The sequence below is a fragment of the Rhodococcus sp. RD6.2 genome (assembly GCF_001040705.1).
Classification (GTDB): Bacteria; Actinomycetota; Actinomycetes; order Mycobacteriales; family Mycobacteriaceae; genus Rhodococcus_G.
Genome location: NZ_CVQP01000001.1, coordinates 126630 through 142394 on the forward strand (window position 1 = coordinate 126630; position 15765 = coordinate 142394).

The 15765-nt window shown below is 67.8% G+C and carries 15 protein-coding genes and 2 tRNA genes; 9 read left to right on the forward strand and 8 right to left on the reverse strand.

All coding sequences use genetic code 11. The features are described 5' to 3' along the window. Positions 1-65: 65 nt before the first annotated feature. Positions 66-1289 (reverse strand): NAD(P)/FAD-dependent oxidoreductase, encoded by a 1224-nt coding sequence (locus RHCRD62_RS00540; protein WP_050062734.1) that lies wholly within the window; start codon positions 1287-1289, stop codon positions 66-68. Positions 1290-1417: 128 nt separating this feature from the next. Here RHCRD62_RS00540 and RHCRD62_RS00545 point away from each other — a divergent pair, with 128 nt between their 5' ends. After that, a complete protein-coding gene (locus tag RHCRD62_RS00545) occupies positions 1418-2056 on the forward strand; it encodes a DsbA family oxidoreductase (protein ID WP_301280709.1) in 639 nt (212 codons plus the stop codon). A gap of 84 nt (positions 2057-2140) precedes the next feature. Here RHCRD62_RS00545 and RHCRD62_RS00550 read toward each other — a convergent pair whose 3' ends face one another. Beyond that, positions 2141-2917 (reverse strand): SDR family NAD(P)-dependent oxidoreductase, encoded by a 777-nt coding sequence (locus RHCRD62_RS00550; protein ID WP_050062736.1) that lies wholly within the window; start codon positions 2915-2917, stop codon positions 2141-2143. A gap of 76 nt (positions 2918-2993) precedes the next feature. On the opposite strand from RHCRD62_RS00550, the gene RHCRD62_RS00555 reads away from it, so the two are divergent. After that, positions 2994-3467: a ribose-5-phosphate isomerase gene (locus RHCRD62_RS00555; protein ID WP_050062737.1), complete on the forward strand. Its 474-nt coding sequence runs from the start codon at positions 2994-2996 to the stop codon at positions 3465-3467. Beyond that, entirely contained in the window at positions 3468-4265 is a 798-nt protein-coding gene (locus RHCRD62_RS00560; protein ID WP_050062738.1) for an Fpg/Nei family DNA glycosylase, read from the forward strand. 52 nt (positions 4266-4317) lie between these two features. Here RHCRD62_RS00560 and RHCRD62_RS00565 read toward each other — a convergent pair whose 3' ends face one another. Next, entirely contained in the window at positions 4318-5145 is an 828-nt protein-coding gene (locus RHCRD62_RS00565) for a GA module-containing protein (protein WP_050062739.1), read from the reverse strand. Between the two features lie 150 nt (positions 5146-5295). Between RHCRD62_RS00565 and dinB the strand changes: the two genes are divergently transcribed. Beyond that, positions 5296-6567, forward strand: a complete 1272-nt coding sequence (gene dinB, locus RHCRD62_RS00570) for a DNA polymerase IV (RefSeq protein WP_050062740.1) — start codon at positions 5296-5298, stop codon at positions 6565-6567. Positions 6568-6596: 29 nt separating this feature from the next. Here the strand turns inward: dinB and RHCRD62_RS00575 are convergent, their stop codons facing one another. The 4 genes from RHCRD62_RS00575 to RHCRD62_RS00590 all read right to left on the reverse strand — a co-directional run bounded on the left by RHCRD62_RS00575 (position 6597) and on the right by RHCRD62_RS00590 (position 11067). Continuing rightward, on the reverse strand, positions 6597-7730 hold the full coding sequence (locus RHCRD62_RS00575; RefSeq protein ID WP_050062741.1) for a nitronate monooxygenase: 1134 nt from the start codon (positions 7728-7730) through the stop codon (positions 6597-6599). Between the two features lie 76 nt (positions 7731-7806). After that, positions 7807-8778 carry an SDR family oxidoreductase gene (locus RHCRD62_RS00580; RefSeq protein ID WP_050062742.1) on the reverse strand — a complete coding sequence of 324 codons (972 nt, stop codon included), beginning with the start codon at positions 8776-8778 and terminating at the stop codon, positions 7807-7809. After that, complete coding sequence (locus RHCRD62_RS00585) at positions 8775-9707, reverse strand: bile acid:sodium symporter family protein (protein WP_050062743.1); 933 nt, start codon at positions 9705-9707, stop codon at positions 8775-8777. Before RHCRD62_RS00585 ends, RHCRD62_RS00580 begins: the two co-directional genes overlap by 4 nt. Then, on the reverse strand, positions 9694-11067 hold the full coding sequence (locus RHCRD62_RS00590) for a flavin-containing monooxygenase (protein WP_050063375.1): 1374 nt from the start codon (positions 11065-11067) through the stop codon (positions 9694-9696). The genes RHCRD62_RS00585 and RHCRD62_RS00590 overlap by 14 nt, the downstream gene beginning before the upstream one ends. 112 nt (positions 11068-11179) lie before the next feature. On the opposite strand from RHCRD62_RS00590, the gene RHCRD62_RS00595 reads away from it, so the two are divergent. Then, positions 11180-12211 (forward strand): Lrp/AsnC family transcriptional regulator, encoded by a 1032-nt coding sequence (locus RHCRD62_RS00595; RefSeq protein ID WP_050062744.1) that lies wholly within the window; start codon positions 11180-11182, stop codon positions 12209-12211. Between the two features lie 81 nt (positions 12212-12292). On the opposite strand, the gene RHCRD62_RS00600 is transcribed toward RHCRD62_RS00595, so the two are convergent. Further along, positions 12293-12363: transfer RNA gene (locus RHCRD62_RS00600), tRNA-Gly, on the reverse strand. Between the two features lie 152 nt (positions 12364-12515). On the opposite strand from RHCRD62_RS00600, the gene RHCRD62_RS00605 reads away from it, so the two are divergent. The 4 genes from RHCRD62_RS00605 to RHCRD62_RS00620 all read left to right on the forward strand — a co-directional run bounded on the left by RHCRD62_RS00605 (position 12516) and on the right by RHCRD62_RS00620 (position 15490). Next, positions 12516-12592: transfer RNA gene (locus tag RHCRD62_RS00605), tRNA-Pro, on the forward strand. A 78-nt stretch (positions 12593-12670) separates the two neighbouring features. Continuing rightward, positions 12671-14032, forward strand: a complete 1362-nt coding sequence (gene tig, locus RHCRD62_RS00610) for a trigger factor (RefSeq protein ID WP_050063376.1) — start codon at positions 12671-12673, stop codon at positions 14030-14032. Between the two features lie 164 nt (positions 14033-14196). Then, complete coding sequence (locus RHCRD62_RS00615) at positions 14197-14784, forward strand: ATP-dependent Clp protease proteolytic subunit (RefSeq protein WP_050063377.1); 588 nt, start codon at positions 14197-14199, stop codon at positions 14782-14784. 43 nt (positions 14785-14827) lie between these two features. Continuing rightward, entirely contained in the window at positions 14828-15490 is a 663-nt protein-coding gene (locus RHCRD62_RS00620; RefSeq protein ID WP_050062745.1) for an ATP-dependent Clp protease proteolytic subunit, read from the forward strand. The last annotated feature ends 275 nt before the right edge of the window (positions 15491-15765 follow it).

Genomic DNA, 15765 nt, shown 5'->3' on the forward strand with positions numbered 1-15765 from the left:
CCTAGTCGGTCGGATTCGGTTCGAGATCGCCCCTATCCCATCACGCACGACCGACTTGCTCACGCCTACACGTTGCCAAGCGGCACGTCGGGATCGGCGAGACGAGTCACGTCCACCGGTCGCCCCGACGCGATCAGCGCCTTGACGTCGTCGGTGACGTCCCAGATGTTGACGTTCATCCCCGCGAGCACGCGATCGCCCGCGTCGAGCCAGAACGCGACGAACTTGTGGCGTGGCGCGTCGCCGCGGACGACCACCCGCGAGTCTCGTGCGGCGTGCCCGACGTACTCCATCCCGAGTTCGTACTGGTCCGTGAAGAAATACGGCAGTTTGGCGTACTGGGCGGGCTGCCCGAGCATCGTCGCTGCCGCGACGTCGGGCTGGTTGAGTGCGTTCGCCCAGTGCTCGACGCGGATCCGGCTGCCGAGCACCGGGTGCTCCTGTGCGGCGATGTCGCCGACCGCGACGATGTCGGGGTCGCTAGTGGTCAACGACGAGTCGACGAGGACACCGCCGTCCACGGCCAGGCCCGCATCCTGCGCCAGCTCGACGTTCGGTTGCGCCCCCACGGCGACGAGCACGGTGTCCGCGTCGACGACCTCGCCGGTGCCGAGACGAACGCCGGTCGCGCGCCCATCCGTCGTGACGATCGACTCGACCGAGGTTTCCAGACGTAGGTCGACGCCGTGCTCGCGGTGCAGTTCGGCGAACACCGTGCCCATCTCTGGGCCGAGCGCGCCGAGCAAGGGCAGTGGCGCGGACTCGACAACGGTCACGATGACGCCGTGCCCCCGTGCCGCGGCCGCGATCTCCATGCCGATCCACCCGGCCCCGACGATGACGAGACGCGTGCCGCGCTTGAGCGTCGCGAGGAGCGAGTCGGACTCGTCGACGGTGCGCAGGTAGTGCACCCCGTCGGCGTCGGAGCCCGGAATCGGCGGCCGACGCGACCGCGACCCGGTTGCCAGCGCGGCTTTGTCGTAGTGGATGGTGCTGCCGTCCGGCAGGGTCACGGTGTGGGCGACGGGATCGAGTGCGGTGACGGTGGTGCCGAGGTGTACGTCGATGTGCTCGTCGCGATACCAGTCCGCGGGATGCACGGTGAATTCGGTGAGTGGCTTCCCCCCGATCAGGTGGTCCTTCGAGAGCGGTGGACGCTCGTAGGGGAGGTGTTCCTCCGCGCAGAAGAGGATCACCTTCCCGTCGAAATCCTTGACGCGCAGAGCTTCTGCGGTCTTCGCTCCGGCGAGTCCTCCGCCGACGACGACGAACGTGCGGGTTGTGGACATCGTTGGCCCTCCGCGAGTCGGGTGTGCATCCGTATCTCGACGGTACTGGCCGCGGGAAGCAATCGCAGCTGACATGTGTTGTGCCGAGGGGGCGAGCGCCCCACACGCCACGAGTGATGGAGAAGCGAGTGAGTGAGACCGTGCCCGCGGATGGAAATGCCGCGAAGAGGGACAGTGCCGACTTCTGGTTCGACCCGCTGTGTCCGTGGTGCTGGATCACCTCACGGTGGATTCTCGAGGTCGAGAAGGTGCGCGACATCGACGCGAACTTCCACGTCATGAGCCTGGCCGTCCTCAACGAGGGCCGCGATCTCCCCGAGGAGTACCGGGCGATGATGGAGAAGGCGTGGGGTCCGGTCCGCGTCGCCATCGCCGCCGCGCAGGAACACGGTGACGAGGTCCTGTTGCCGCTGTACACCGCGATGGGCACCCGCATCCACGACCAGGGCAACAAGGACTTCGGTGTGGTGATCGCAGAGGCACTCGCCGAGGTCGGGTTGCCCGCCGAGCTGGCGTCCGCCGCAGACACCGACATCCACGACGAGGCCCTGCGCGCCAGCCACAAGGCCGGAATGGACGCCGTCGGCGACGACGTCGGCACTCCCACCATCCACGTCAACGGTGTCGCGTTCTTCGGCCCGGTGCTCTCCCGCATCCCGCGTGGCGAAGACGCGGGGAAGGTCTGGGACGGCGTCGTCGCACTCGCCGGCTACCCGCACTTCTTCGAGCTCAAGCGCACCCGCACCGAGGACCCGAGCTTCGACTGAGCGTAAGGCGATGGACACACGACGACCCCCCACGCGAGCGCGTGGGGGGTCGTCGTGCGTCCAGGGATCACATCGGGTGTGACGTCACTTCGGGGGCATCCGGATGCCGCCGTCGACTCGGACGACCTCCGCGTTCATGTACGAGTTGGTGAGCAGTTCGAGAACCATGCTCGCGAGCTCGTCCGGCACACCGAGACGGTTCGGGAACAGGACGCTCTCGCCGAGCTTGGCCTTGAACGCGTCGGACTGCGGGCCCGTGCCGTAGATCGGGGTGTCGATGAGGCCGGGGGCGACCGTGTTGAGGCGGATGCCCGCCGCAGCGAGATCGCGTGCCACGGGGAGCGTCATGCCGACGACGCCGCCCTTGGACGAGGAGTAGGCCGCCTGACCGATCTGACCGTCGAACGCGGCGACGGACGCCATGTTGACGATCGCGCCGCGCTCACCGGACTCGGTGAGCTCGAGGCGGCTCATCGCCGTCGCGGCGATACGGGTGACGTCGAAGGTGCCGATCAGGTTGATCTCGATGACCTTCTTGTAGACGTCCAGGTTGAACGCCGACTCGTACGCGCCGTCACGGCCGATGGTCCGCGAAGCGGAACCGATACCGGCCGAGTTGACGGCCGCACGCAGCGGGCCGAGCTCGGAGGCCGCGTCGACCGCCTCGATGATCTGTTCGGTGTTCGTGACGTCGACCTGCACGAACAGGCCGCCGATCTCCTTCGCGAGGGCGTTTCCGACGTCCGCGTTGAGGTCGGCGATGACGACCTTCGAGCCGCGGGCGGCAAGCTGACGCGCGGTGGCCGCGCCGATGCCCGACGCGCCGCCGGTGACGACTGAACTGGTTCCGTTGAGTTCCATGGCGGCAACACTAGCGTTCGCTCAAATTCCGTGGTCCGTGACGGTGACTTCGTCGACGGTCCCTATCATCGACCCCATGCGCGTATACCTGGGTGCCGACCACGCCGGCTTCGAGCTCAAGAACACGATCAAGGACCATCTCATCGCCAACGGGCACGAGGCCATCGACTGCGGAGCCCACGAGTACGACGCACTCGACGACTACCCGGCCTTCTGCATCGAGGCAGCACGCCGTGTCGTCGAGGACGAGGGCAGCCTCGGCATCGTCCTCGGAGGCAGCGGCAACGGCGAGCAGATCGCCGCGAACAAGGTGCCCGGCGCCCGCTGCGCTCTCGCGTGGAGCGTCGAGACGGCGCAGCTCGCTCGCCAGCACAACAAGGCGCAACTGATCGGTCTCGGTGGCCGGATGCACTCCGTCGAGGAGGCGCTCGCAATCGTCGACGCGTTCCTCGCGACCCCGTGGTCGGGGGAGGACCGTCACCAGCGCCGCATCGACATCCTCTCCGAGTACGAGCGCACCGGCGACGCCCCGGCCGTTCCGGGCGCCTGAGTGCCCGAAGGTCACACCCTTCATCGACTCGCACGGGAGCACCAGCGATCCTTCGCCGGTGCTCCCGTTCGTGTGTCCAGCCCGCAGGGTCGGTTCGACGTCGGTGCGGCGTCCGTGGACGGACGGGTACTCGAGGACGCGGAGGCGTTCGGAAAGCACCTGCTGCACCGCTACGAGGGCGGCCGGATCGTGCACGTGCACCTCGGGCTGTACGGAAAGTTCACCGAACTGCCGCTGCCGATGGGTGAACCCGTGGGGCAGGTGCGGATGCGGATGGTGGGCGTCGACGTCGGGACCGACCTGCGCGGTCCGACGGCTTGTGAGATCTATGACGAGACTCAGGTGGCGGCGCTGACGGCGCGGCTGGGCCCGGACCCGTTGCGGTCCGACGCAGATCCGGACCGTGCGTGGCGTCGAATCGGGAAGTCGCAGACCGCGATCGGTGCGCTTCTGATGGATCAGGCGGTGCTCGCGGGCGTGGGAAACGTGTACCGCGCCGAGGTGCTGTTCCGGCATGGCATCCATCCCGACCGGCCGGGTCGGGCAGTGCGGCGCGACGAGTGGGATGCGATCTGGACGGATCTCGTGGCGTTGATGGCCGTCGGCGTCGATGCGGGTGTCATGCACGTGGTGCGTCCCGAGCACGACACCGGTGCACCGTCGTACGCGGAGGATCGGCCGCGGACGTACGTGTACCGCCGCGCGGGGGAGGCGTGCCGGGTGTGCGCGACGCCGGTCGTGCACTCGGTCATGAAGGGACGCAATCTCTTCTGGTGTCCGAGCTGTCAACCCGCCTGACGACGCAGAGCGGCCCGGGTCGATCGACCCGGGCCGCTGCCGCGTTCATGTTCTAGAAGTCGAAGCCGCCGAAGTCCCCGCCCCCGAAATCCCCGCCGCCGAAGTCTCCGCCGCCGCCGAAGTCTCCGCCGCCGCCGAAATCTTCACCGCCGCCGCCGAAGTCCTCGCCGCCGCCTGCATCGCCACCGGCGTCGCCGCCATCGCCACCGGCGTCGCCGCCCGCGTCGCTGCCGTCACCGGCGCCGCTCTCGAAGTCCTGCGCTCCGTAGGCGACTCCGGCCATCCCGCTGAACATGGCGGAGAACAGCAGCATCGAGCCGACGCCCCATGCTCCGGCGACGAGCGCCGGCTTCCACCAGGGCTCGGAGTACCAGCCGGCCGGGACGGGCCGGCCCGCGACGCGTCCGCCGGGGTAGTAGTTCGGGGTGCGCTGCGACGGGTTAGGTGACGCGGCGACCTGACGGCCCTCGAACTCGACCTCGCGGTCCTCGGTGACTTGGCCCGCAGCCTTCTGGCCGTCGATGCTGGGCACCTCGGGTCCGGGGTCCATGCCCATCGCGGTCCGGGCTGCGCGGATGTAGTAGAGGCCCTCCAGCGCGGTCTGCTTGGCCAGTCGCGCCTGAACCGGGGTCTTGGCCTGGTCGATCTGCGAGCCGGACGCGGTGTAGCGCTCGGACGCGTCGGCCAGTGCCTGCTTGGACGCGTCGTCGGTGCCGGTCAGGTTGTACACCTGGCCGCCGAGACGTTCGATCGACTGCCGGGCGTCGGCCTTGGCGTCCTCGAGTTGGTTGGCCGAGTGGCCGGCGGTCTTGTTCTTCTGGCTCTTGGAGACCAGGAATACGACCGCGCCGATGACAACGACGATCAGGAGGAGTTCCACGCGAGACCTTCCAGACGAACCGGGCCTTGAATCCGGGGGACCGGCAGCGGCTCGCACACAGGGACAAATCGGACAACCACAGGATACCGGGGATTGCGGGGAGGCCGCCGTTCGCCGTTCGCGAAACGTGTCGGTGGCGGATGCGAACATATGTTCGTGTCCGATTTCGAGTCAGCGCCGTCGTCGACTGCATCGATCCTGCATGCCGACCTGGACTCGTTCTACGCGTCGGTCGAGCAGCGCGACGACCCGTCGTTGCGAGGCAGGCCGGTGATCGTCGGCGGCGGCGTGGTGCTCGCCGCGAGTTACGAAGCGAAGGCGTTCGGCGTCCGGACGCCGAGCAATGCGGGTCAGGCGCTGCGCCTGTGCCCGCAGGCCGTCGTGGTGCGCCCGCGATTCTCCGCATACGCCGAGGCGAGCAAAGCGGTGTTCGAGGTGTTCCGGGACACCACCCCGCTGGTCGAGGGCATCTCGATCGACGAGGCCTTCCTCGATGTCGGTGGGCTCGCGCGGGTCTCGGGGACGCCGCTCGACATCGCGACCAAGCTGCGGCGTGACGTCCGCGAGAAGGTCGGGTTGCCGATCACGGTCGGCATCGCCCGCACGAAGTTCCTGGCGAAGGTGGCCAGCGCGGTGGGCAAGCCCGACGGTCTTCTGCTCGTGCCGCCGGATCGTGAACTGGAGTTCCTGCACCCGCTCCCGGTGGAGCGGCTGTGGGGCGTCGGCGCCGTTACCTCGGGAAAGCTCCGCGCGTACGGCATCGACACCGTCGGGCAGATGGCCGTGCTCCCTGAGCGGGAACTGATGGCCGTGGTCGGGCAGGGAGCGGGCCGACACCTTCACGCGTTGTCGTGGGCGCGTGATCCGCGCCGGGTGCAGACGGGCACGCGGCGTCGGTCGATCGGCGCCCAGCACGCGCTCGGGCGAGGGCAGCGGTCTGTCGAGGAGATCGACGCGATTGCGGCGTCGCTGGTGGATCGGGTGACCCGGCGGCTGCGCCGCGCGGGCCGGGTGTGCCGCACCGTGGTGCTGCGCATGAGGTTCGCGGATTTCACCCGCGCCACCCGATCCTGCACGGTCGGGCAGGCGACGGCGCGGACCGAGACCATCCTGTCCGCGGTGCGCGCCCTGCTCCTCGAGGCCAGGCCGCTGATCCTCGATCAGGGCCTGACTCTCGTCGGAGTCGCGCTGACCAACCTCGACCGCGAGGGCGCCGAGCAGCTCGCGTTACCGCTCGACCTCGGCGCACCCGGACCGGTGCCGGTGTCCGGGGGTGTGCGCACCGCGAACTCACCTGATGTCACGGCCCTCGACTCGGCGCTGGATTCGGTACGTGACCGCTTCGGTGCGGTCGCGGTCACCCGCGCCGCCATGCTGGGTCGCGACCGCGGCGTCAGCGTCCCGATCCTGCCCGACAGTTGATGTCGTCCACCGGGCAGGATCGACCCGCCTCAGACCTCGGCGGCCGCGTTCAGCTGCTCCAGCGTTCCGGTCGCCTCCAGGTACTCCTGCACCCAGCGCTCGATCACGGCGGAGGTCTTCTCGACCTTCGTGAACTGACCGACGACCTGGCCGACCGGGTTGAACGCGACGTCGACGGTCTCGTCGGGGTACTTGTGCGTGGCGGCGACGGCCATGCCGGAAACCATGTACTGCAGCGGCATTCCGAGGGGCTCGGGGTTGCCCTCGGTCTCCCAGGCCTCGGTCCAGTCGTTGCGGAGCATGCGGCACGGCTTGCCGGTGAACGAGCGGCTGCGGACGGTGTCGCGGCTCGACGCGTCGATGTACGCCTGCTGCTGGACGGTGGTGTTCTCCGCCTCCTCGACCATCAGCCACTGCGAGCCGGACCATGCGCCCTGCGCGCCGAGGGCAAGGGCCGCGGCGATCTGCTGACCGCTGCCGATACCGCCTGCCGCGAGCACGGGAACCGGAGCAACCTCCTTGACGACCTGCGGCCACAGGACGATCGACCCGACCTCGCCGCAGTGGCCGCCGCCCTCGCCGCCCTGCGCGATGATGATGTCGACACCCGCGTCGGCGTGCTTGCGAGCCTGGTACGGCGAACCGCACAACGCCGCGACCTTGCGCCCGGCCTTGTGGATGTGGTCGATCATGTCGGCGGGCGGTGTGCCGAGGGCGTTCGCGATCAGGGTGACCTTCGGGTGCTGCAACGCGACCTCGACCTGCGGAGTGGCGGTGGCCTCGGTCCAACCGAGAAGCTGCAACGCGTTCTCGCTGCCGTCGTCGGCCAGCGGTACGCCGTGGTCGGTGAGGATCTTACGGCCGAACTCGAGGGTCTCCTTGGGGACCATGTTCTGCAGCATCGTCGTCAGCTCTTCGCCGGACAGGTTCGAGTCCATACCCTCGTACTTGTTGGGGATGACGATGTCGACGCCGTACGGGTGATCGCCGATGTGCTCGTCGATCCACTTCAGCTCGATCTCGAGCTCCTCGGGGGTGAACCCGACCGCACCGAGGACACCGAAGCCGCCGGCCTTGCTGACGGCGACGACAACATCGCGGCAATGGGTGAACGCGAAGATCGGGAACTCGATGCCGAGGTCGTCGCAAAGCGGGGTGTGCATGGGCGCTCCTTGGATGAGGCAGGTGGCAGACTGCAACACGTTCTACCCTAGGTGGGGTGCCTCTGGATAGGGGTTGCTATGCGTTCGATCGAACAGATGAATCCGTCGCCGACCTCACCCGTGCGGCCCGCCACGCCGCGAAGGCCTCCCGCGTCGTGTAGCGGGGGGTGTACCCGAACACGCACTTGAGCCGATCGTTCTTGAGGACGGGGCGGTACTGAAGGAACTTCGTCTGCTCCGGGCCGTGCACTGTCAGGTTCAGTGCGTTCCCGATTCGCAGGCCCGCTCTGACCAGCCCGGCAGGGACGGCAAGCGTGCTCTTGCCCAGTGCGTCCGCGATCTCGTCCACGGTCATCGCGCCATCACCCGCGACGTTGAAGATCCCGGTCCGTGAGCCGACGACCGCCTGGACCATCGCGGCCGTCACGTCCTGGTCCCAGACGAAGACGAACGGGCTCTCGCTGCCCCGGATCTTCAGGAGGCGCTTCTTCTCGAAGAGGGCGGTGATCTGGTTGTCGACGTCGGCGCCGAGGATGGTGCCGATCCGGAAGATCGTCTGTTCCAGTGCGGGATGCGTGCGTCGGTACTCGGCCAGCATCTCCTCGACGAGGCGTTTGTGCCGTGAGTACGGGAAGCTGTCGTTTCCGCGCAGCGGGGTGTCCTCGCCGATCCACGCAGGATTGTCGGCGTGGTATCCGTACGCCGCGCCGCTCGACGAGACGACGATGCGGCGGACGCCGTGCGCCACGCACGCGTCGAGCACCGTGCGCGACCCGTCGACGTCGACGCGGTACTCCTGCTCCGGAGTCGTCGACTTTCCGGGGTTGACGATCGACGCCAGGTGCACGACCGTGTCGACGGCGTTCGTCGAGAGCACTGCGGCGATCGACGCGGGATCGCAGACGTCGCCGATGGCGTACACGACGCCGTCGAGCAGGTCCTCGGGCGCTCGCAGGTCGACGCTGACGACCTGCCGGTTCGCGTCGCGCAGTCCGCGCACCACGGAGCGGCCGAGGAAGCCGCTTCCGCCCGTCACCATCACCGTCATGCCGGTATCCCTTCAGTGGAGGTCTTCGTCGTGGTCTCGGTGCGCCTTCTGGCCCACATCCCCGCCAGCACCAGCCCGGCGATGATGTCCCAGATCCCCCACCAGCCTGCGACGATCGCCATGCCGCCGAGCCCGTCGAAGAAGGTGAACACCAGGCCGAGACCAAGGCCGGCGTTGCGCATCCCGACCTCGAACGTGACGGCCCGCCGGCTGCGCTCGTCGAGTCCGGTTGCCACCGCGCACCCGTACCCGAGTGCGAGGGCGACGGCGTCGTGCAGGAACACCGCGAGCAGCACGACCCCGATGTGACCGAGGAACACCGAGAAGTTGCCCGCGAGCGCCGCGGCGATGAATCCGACCAGGGCGAGCAGGGACAGGTTCTTGACCCACGGTTCCGCGGTCGCCGCCCACCGTGGGCGCGCGCGGGCCAGCAGCAGCCCGAGGGCGAACGGCAATCCGATGATCAGCGCTATGTCGGCGAGCATCTCCGCGGGGTTCAACGACACGGACTGCAACAGCGCGTTCGTCTCGGCTTGCCTGCTGCCCCAGAATGCGATGTTCAGGGGCATCAGGAAGATCGCGAGCACATTCGAGACCGCCGTCATCGACACCGACAGCGCCACATTGCCTTTCGCGCGATGCGTCAGCACGTTGGAGATGTTGCCCGGCGGACAGCACGCGACCAGGATCATGCCGAGCGCGACCGACGGCGCCGGATTCAGGACGAGGGTCAGCAGGTACGTCACCGCGGGCAGCAGCAGGAACTGGGCGGCGATCCCGACCGCCATCGCCTTCGGCATCCGCAGCGCTGCGCGGAAGTCGTCGACCGACGTGTCCAGGGCGATTCCGAACATGATGCAGGCCAGGACGATGTTCAGCAGCGTCAGCGAACTCGAATCGAAACCGAGCACGACGTCATCGATGGGCATGGGCGTCCTTCGGCGTCGGTGCGGTGGCGGCCGGTCGCGCTGCGTGCGGGGCATCGAGTCGGGTGATGTGCTCGGTGACCGCGCGTCGGTACGCGTCCCTGTTCACGTAGTACGACATCCGGTCGAGATCCAGGTAGCGGTAGCCGCCGCTCAGATCCGGTGCGGGTCCGGCCACGCGCGTCGCGAACTCGGTAGCCGCCGTCGACGACTCGTCCCGTGCGCGAATCACTTTGGCGACGAGTTCGGCCTGCTCGTGTCGTCCCTGCCAGCCGATGCCGGACGCCTCGACCATGCCGAGGACGAACAGGTTCGGGTGTCTGCGGGACGCGATGTTCAGGTACAGCGACGGCGCGCGACCCGTCCAGTCGAGGTGCTCGCGATCGATGAACGGGTAGTGCAGGCGATACCCGGTCGCGCACATCACGAGGTCGTAGTCGCCCGCGTAGCCGTCGGCGAAGTGCACGAGGTTCCCGTTGAACCGCTCGACATCCGCGCGAACGGTCACATCACCGTGGCCTGCATGGTGCAGGATCAGCGAGTTCACGATCGGGTGCGACTCGTACATTCGGTGGTCGGGCACCGGGAACCCGAACCGGACGGGGTCGCCGGTGAACAGTTTGAGCAGGCGGGTGTCGATGCGCTGCTTGAGCCACGGCGGCAGGGGGAGTCGCCCGCCGACCGTGTCCGCCGGACGTCCGAGCACGTACTTCGGTACGAAGTGGTAGCCGCGGCGGACGCTGATGTCGACGGACCGCGCGTGGTGGACGGCGTCGACCGCGATGTCGCAGCCACTGTTGCCCGCGCCGACGATCAGAACCCGTTTGCCGTCGAAGATTCTCGGGTCGCGGTAGCGGCTGGTGTGCAGGAGGTCGCCGGTGAACGCGCCCGAGAAGGACGGCATGTTCGGTTCGGACAGGGTGCCGTTGGCGATGATGACGCCGCGATAGCGGGCAGTGGTCCGGGTGCCGTCGGTGTCGGTCACGACGACCCACTCGTCGCCGTCCGGTTCGACCCGCACGACGGACGTGCCGAATCGGAAGTGCCGGTGCAGGTCGAAGCGCTGGGCGTACGCCTCGAAGTACTCCCGGAGCTCGCGGTGGCCGGGGTAGTCCGGTGTCCCGGAGGGCATCGGGAACTCGGCGAACTGGGTGGTGGTCTTCGACGAGATCAGGTGCGCCGACCGGTAGACGGTGCTGCGAGGGTTGTCGATGTTCCACAGACCGCCGACCTGGGTGTGTGCCTCGAATCCGTCGAACGGGATGCCGAGCCGCGACAGGTTGCGGGCGCCGGCGAGACCGGACGGGCCCGCTCCGATCAACGCGTAACGGTCGGCGGAGCTCGCCGACGAGGGTGCGGACATGGTCACCCGGCCTTCCTGCAGAGGCCGGGCTGGTGGTCCCGGCGGTCTCCGAATCGTCTCCTCGGCCACCCGTGGTGCCGTAGATCGCAGGAAAAGGTGAGAATAATTGGTCATGACGCAGGAAAACGACAAAGGCATCGATGAGGTGGACCTCCGTCTCGTCAACGCGCTTCAGCTCGCGCCCCGCGCCTCGTGGACTCGGCTGGCCGACGCGCTGGAACTGGACCCCGTCACCCTGGCTCGCCGATGGGCCCGATTGAGCGACTCGGGCAGCGCCTGGATCACCGTGTCGCCGTCGACGAGCGTCTTCCGTCAGGTCTGTACGGCATTCCTCGAGATCCGGTGCCGACCCGAGCGCGGTGAAGCGGTGGCCGCTGCGCTGCTCGAGCACACCTTCGCCGTCACCGTCGAGCGTGCGAGCGGCGACGCCGACCTGCTCGTGACCGCGGGCGCGCCCGACCTGGCCTCGATGTCGCGGTTCGCCCTCGACGTCGTCGCGACCGTCGACGGCGTCGAATCGGTCCGTACCCGGCTGATCACGCAATGGTTCACGGAGGGCAGTCGCTGGCGCCTGAACGCACTCGCGCCGGGGGAGCGGTCCACGCTGCCCGCGCCGCGCGCACCGGGCACGTTCGGGGGCGCGCCGGCGCTGTCCGTCGAGGATCGTGCCCTGCTGCGGGTCCTGTCGACGGACGGACGGATGTCGCTGACGGACCTCGGGGCAGCGCTGGGCATGAGTGCGCCGAGCGCCCGGCGCCGCCTGGACCGATTGCTGCAGCTGGAACTGGTCACCATGCGATGCGAGTTCGCCAGGCCGCTCGCCGGGTACGCGGTGCTCGCCACCTTCTGGGGGCGGGTGGCTCCTTCCCTGGTGGAGGACGCCGGGCGCAGGCTCAGTCGCGAGCCGGAGACCCGGAACTGCTTCGCCGTCCACGGTCCGAACAACCTTGTCGTCCAGACCTGGCTGCGGTCCGTCGGAGACCTCGGCGCGTTCGAGCAGCGGCTCGCCGACGGCTACCCCGACCTCGAGATCCGGGACCGGTCGGTGGTCCTGCGCCTGCACAAGTTGCTCGGACACGTGCTGGACGCGGGAGGACGCCGGGTCCGGTCGATCGTGCCCGACGTGTGGGATGCCACTCGATGAGAACGGTCACGAAACGACGAAAGCCCGCCACCTCGGCGGTGGCGGGCTTTCGTTCCTGCTCATCGGGCATCTCTGCCTTTGAGGGGATGACGGGAATCGAACCCGCGTAGCTAGTTTGGAAGACTAGGGCTCTACCATTGAGCTACATCCCCGGTGCACACGACTCATGGGATCGCCATGACTGCCGTCTGCGTTGGAGACTGTACATAACCTCGCTTTGAATTCGCTAATCGGGTGGTCGTAGGATTCTCACTCGGTGCCGATACTGTGGGGATCTCACGGTGCTTCGGTGCAGTGGAACGGACGGGGTGTGGCGCAGCTTGGTAGCGCATCCGCTTTGGGAGCGGAGGGTCGCAGGTTCAAATCCTGTCACCCCGACCAGGGACAACACGAAGAACGGCGGGCACCTGAGAGTCAGGTGCCCGCGACCAGAAAGACCACCACGAAGGAGCAATGTCCGTGAAGAGCACCGTCGAGCAGCTGAGCCCGACGCGGGTCCGTATCAACGTCGAGGTGCCCTTCGAGGAGCTCAAGCCCGACTTCGACAAGGCATACAAGGCCCTCGCGCAGCAGATCCGTCTCCCCGGCTTCCGTCCGGGCAAGGCGCCGGCCAAGCTGCTCGAGGCCCGTGTCGGCCGCGGCGCAGTCCTGGAGCAGGTCGTCAACGACGCACTGCCCGGCCGCTACGAGGAGGCCGTCGTCTCCGGTGAGATCAAGGTCATCGGCCAGCCCGAGATCGAGATCACCAAGATCGAGGACGGCGAAGAGCTCGCATTCACCGCCGAGGTGGATGTCCGCCCCGAGATCACCCTGCCTGACTTCTCCACCCTCGCCGTCGAGGTCGATCCGATCGAGATCTCCGACGAGGACGTCGACGCACAGCTGCTGTCGCTGCGTCAGCGCTTCGGCACCCTCGTCGGTGTCGACCGCGCTGTCGAGGAAGGCGACTTCGTCTCCATCGACCTGTCCGCCACCGTCGACGGCGAGGACGTGCCTGAGGCCTCCACCACGGGCCTGTCCCACGAGGTCGGCTCCGGCCAGCTGATCGAGGGCCTCGACGAGGCGATCGTCGGCCTGAAGGCAGGCGAGTCGAAGGAGTTCACGACCAACCTGGTCGCAGGCGAGCACGCGAACAAGGAAGCGGTTGTGACCGTCAAGGTCGACACCGTCAAGAAGCGTGAGCTGCCCGAGGCCGACGACGAGTTCGCCCAGATGGCCAGCGAGTTCGACACCCTCGAGGAGCTGAACGCGGACCTGCGCGAGCGGGTCGAGCGTGTGAAGAAGGTCGAGCAGGCCGGCCAGATCCGCGACAAGGTCCTCGAGAAGCTGCTCGAGGCCGTCGAGGTTCCGCTGCCCGAGGCCGTCGTCAAGGCCGAGGTCGATGCTGCTGTGCACGACGCGATCCACGGACTCGACCACGACGAGGCCAAGCTCGCCGAGCTACTCGAGGCTCAGGGCTCGTCGCGTGAGGAGTTCGACAAGGACGCGAAGGATGCCGCCGAGAAGTCGGTGAAGACCCAGCTGCTGCTCGACGCGATCGCGGAGGCCGCAGGCACGAGCGTCGGCCAGCAGGAGCTGACCGAGCGGATCCTCTTCCAGGCTCAGCAGTACGGCATGTCCCCGGATCAGTTCATTCAGCAGATCCAGCAGGCCAACCAGCTCGGCGCCGTGTTCGCGGATGTTCGTCGCGGCAAGGCACTGGCCGGCGTCGTGGAGCAGTTCGCCGTCACCGACACCGCCGGTGCGACCGTCGACACCAAGGAGCTGTTCGGCAGCCCCGACGAGGACGCGGCCGACGCGGAAGCCTCCGACGAGAGCTAGATTTCACGCCATAAGCGAACAGGGGCGGCACCGGGACTCCGGGGCCGCCCCTGTTCGTTAGTGTCTGTGTCGAGAACCAACGATTCGGTGATCGAGAAACTTCAGCGATCGAGAAGGCAGGTACCGTGATTTCACACAACCCGGCGGCTTCGCAGGGCCCCGCCATGACTTCGGCCACGTCCGGTCTGAACCTGAGCGACTCGGTGTACGAGCGGCTGCTCCGTGAGCGCATCATCTTCCTCGGTACCCAGGTCGACGACGACATCGCCAACAAGCTCTGCGCACAGATCCTGTTGCTGGCGGCGGAGGACCCGACGCGCGACATCTCGCTGTACATCAACTCGCCCGGCGGCTCGGTGACCGCGGGTATGGCCATCTTCGACACCATGCAGTTCGCGGAGTGCGACGTCGCGACCTTCGGTATGGGCCTCGCGGCCTCGATGGGCCAGTTCCTGCTCTCTGCAGGCACCCCGGGCAAGCGGTACGCCCTCCCGCACGCGCGGATCATGATGCACCAGCCGTCCGCAGGCATCGGCGGTACCGCGTCCGACATCGCGATCATGGCCGAGCAGTTCGCGCACACGAAGCGTGAGATGGCCGAACTGATCGCCGAGCACACCGGACAGACGGTCGAGCAGATCACGGCGGACTCCGACCGCGACCGCTGGTTCACCGCGACCGAGGCCAAGGACTACGGCTTCGTCGACCACGTCATCTCCCGCGCGCGGCAGGCAGGCGGCACCGGCAACTGAGCCGGTCGCGCCTCACCGCCCACAACTCACCTTGGAGAAACAGATGGCAAACCTCTTCGATCCCCGCGGACTGGCAGGCGCCGCCCCCGCTGCCCCCAGCGCGCGCTACATCCTGCCTCAGTTCACCGAGCAGACCAGCTACGGCGTCAAGACGTCCGACCCGTACAACAAGCTGTTCGAGGAGCGGATCATCTTCCTGGGCAACCAGGTCGACGACGTGTCCGCGAACGACCTGATGGCGCAGCTGCTCGTGCTGGAGTCGCAGGATCCGGATCGCGACATCACCATGTACATCAACTCGCCCGGTGGTTCGTTCACCGCGCTGATGGCGATCTACGACACCATGCAGTACGTCCGCGCCGACATCACCACCGTGTGCCTCGGCCAGGCGGCGTCGGCGGCGGCAGTCCTGCTCGCGGCCGGCACCCCGGGCAAGCGTCTGGCGCTCCCGAACGCGCGTGTGCTGATTCATCAGCCCGCGACCGGCGGCATCCAGGGTCAGGTCTCGGACCTCGAGATCCAGGCCAGGGAGATCGAGCGTATGCGCAGGCTGATGGAGGAGACCCTCGGTCGCCACACCGGCAAGGATCCGGACGTGATCCGCAAGGACACCGATCGCGACAAGATCCTCACGGCCGAGGAGGCCAAGGACTACGGGATCATCGACAGCGTCCTGGAGTACCGGAAGCTCTCCGCCCAGAAGTAGTCGTTCGCGCTGTCGCCCGGCGGCAGCACTGGTGTCGTCCCGCCCGGGCGTAACGGTCCGGGCGGGGCACGCGAAACACGGTCAACCAGTCGACCTCGTTCCGGAAGTGCGGGTACGGTCACTCTCAGGGGTTTCGTCCGCAATGGGGGCGATGTCCACGATCGGGACCACGGCGTCAGGGGCGCCACGACCACACGGTGTCAGTGACACCACGGCGTCCTTGACGCCAGGACCACGCGGAACGATCAGCACGAGTAGCGAGTGCAGCTGAGAAG

Bases quoted from the DNA above. Each gene is read 5' to 3' on its own strand.
- RHCRD62_RS00540 (WP_050062734.1), bottom strand. From the start codon at position 1,289: ATGTCCACAACCCGCACGTTCGTCGTCGTCGGCGGAGGACTCGCCGGA.
- RHCRD62_RS00550 (WP_050062736.1), bottom strand. From the start codon at position 2,917: ATGGAACTCAACGGAACCAGTTCAGTCGTCACCGGCGGCGCGTCGGGC.
- RHCRD62_RS00555 (WP_050062737.1), top strand. From the start codon at position 2,994: ATGCGCGTATACCTGGGTGCCGACCACGCCGGCTTCGAGCTCAAGAAC.
- dinB (WP_050062740.1), top strand. From the start codon at position 5,296: ATGTTCGTGTCCGATTTCGAGTCAGCGCCGTCGTCGACTGCATCGATC.
- RHCRD62_RS00575 (WP_050062741.1), bottom strand. From the start codon at position 7,730: ATGCACACCCCGCTTTGCGACGACCTCGGCATCGAGTTCCCGATCTTC.
- RHCRD62_RS00580 (WP_050062742.1), bottom strand. From the start codon at position 8,778: ATGACGGTGATGGTGACGGGCGGAAGCGGCTTCCTCGGCCGCTCCGTG.
- RHCRD62_RS00585 (WP_050062743.1), bottom strand. From the start codon at position 9,707: ATGCCCATCGATGACGTCGTGCTCGGTTTCGATTCGAGTTCGCTGACG.
- RHCRD62_RS00590 (WP_050063375.1), bottom strand. From the start codon at position 11,067: ATGTCCGCACCCTCGTCGGCGAGCTCCGCCGACCGTTACGCGTTGATC.
- RHCRD62_RS00595 (WP_050062744.1), top strand. From the start codon at position 11,180: ATGACGCAGGAAAACGACAAAGGCATCGATGAGGTGGACCTCCGTCTC.
- RHCRD62_RS00615 (WP_050063377.1), top strand. From the start codon at position 14,197: ATGACTTCGGCCACGTCCGGTCTGAACCTGAGCGACTCGGTGTACGAG.
- RHCRD62_RS00620 (WP_050062745.1), top strand. From the start codon at position 14,828: ATGGCAAACCTCTTCGATCCCCGCGGACTGGCAGGCGCCGCCCCCGCT.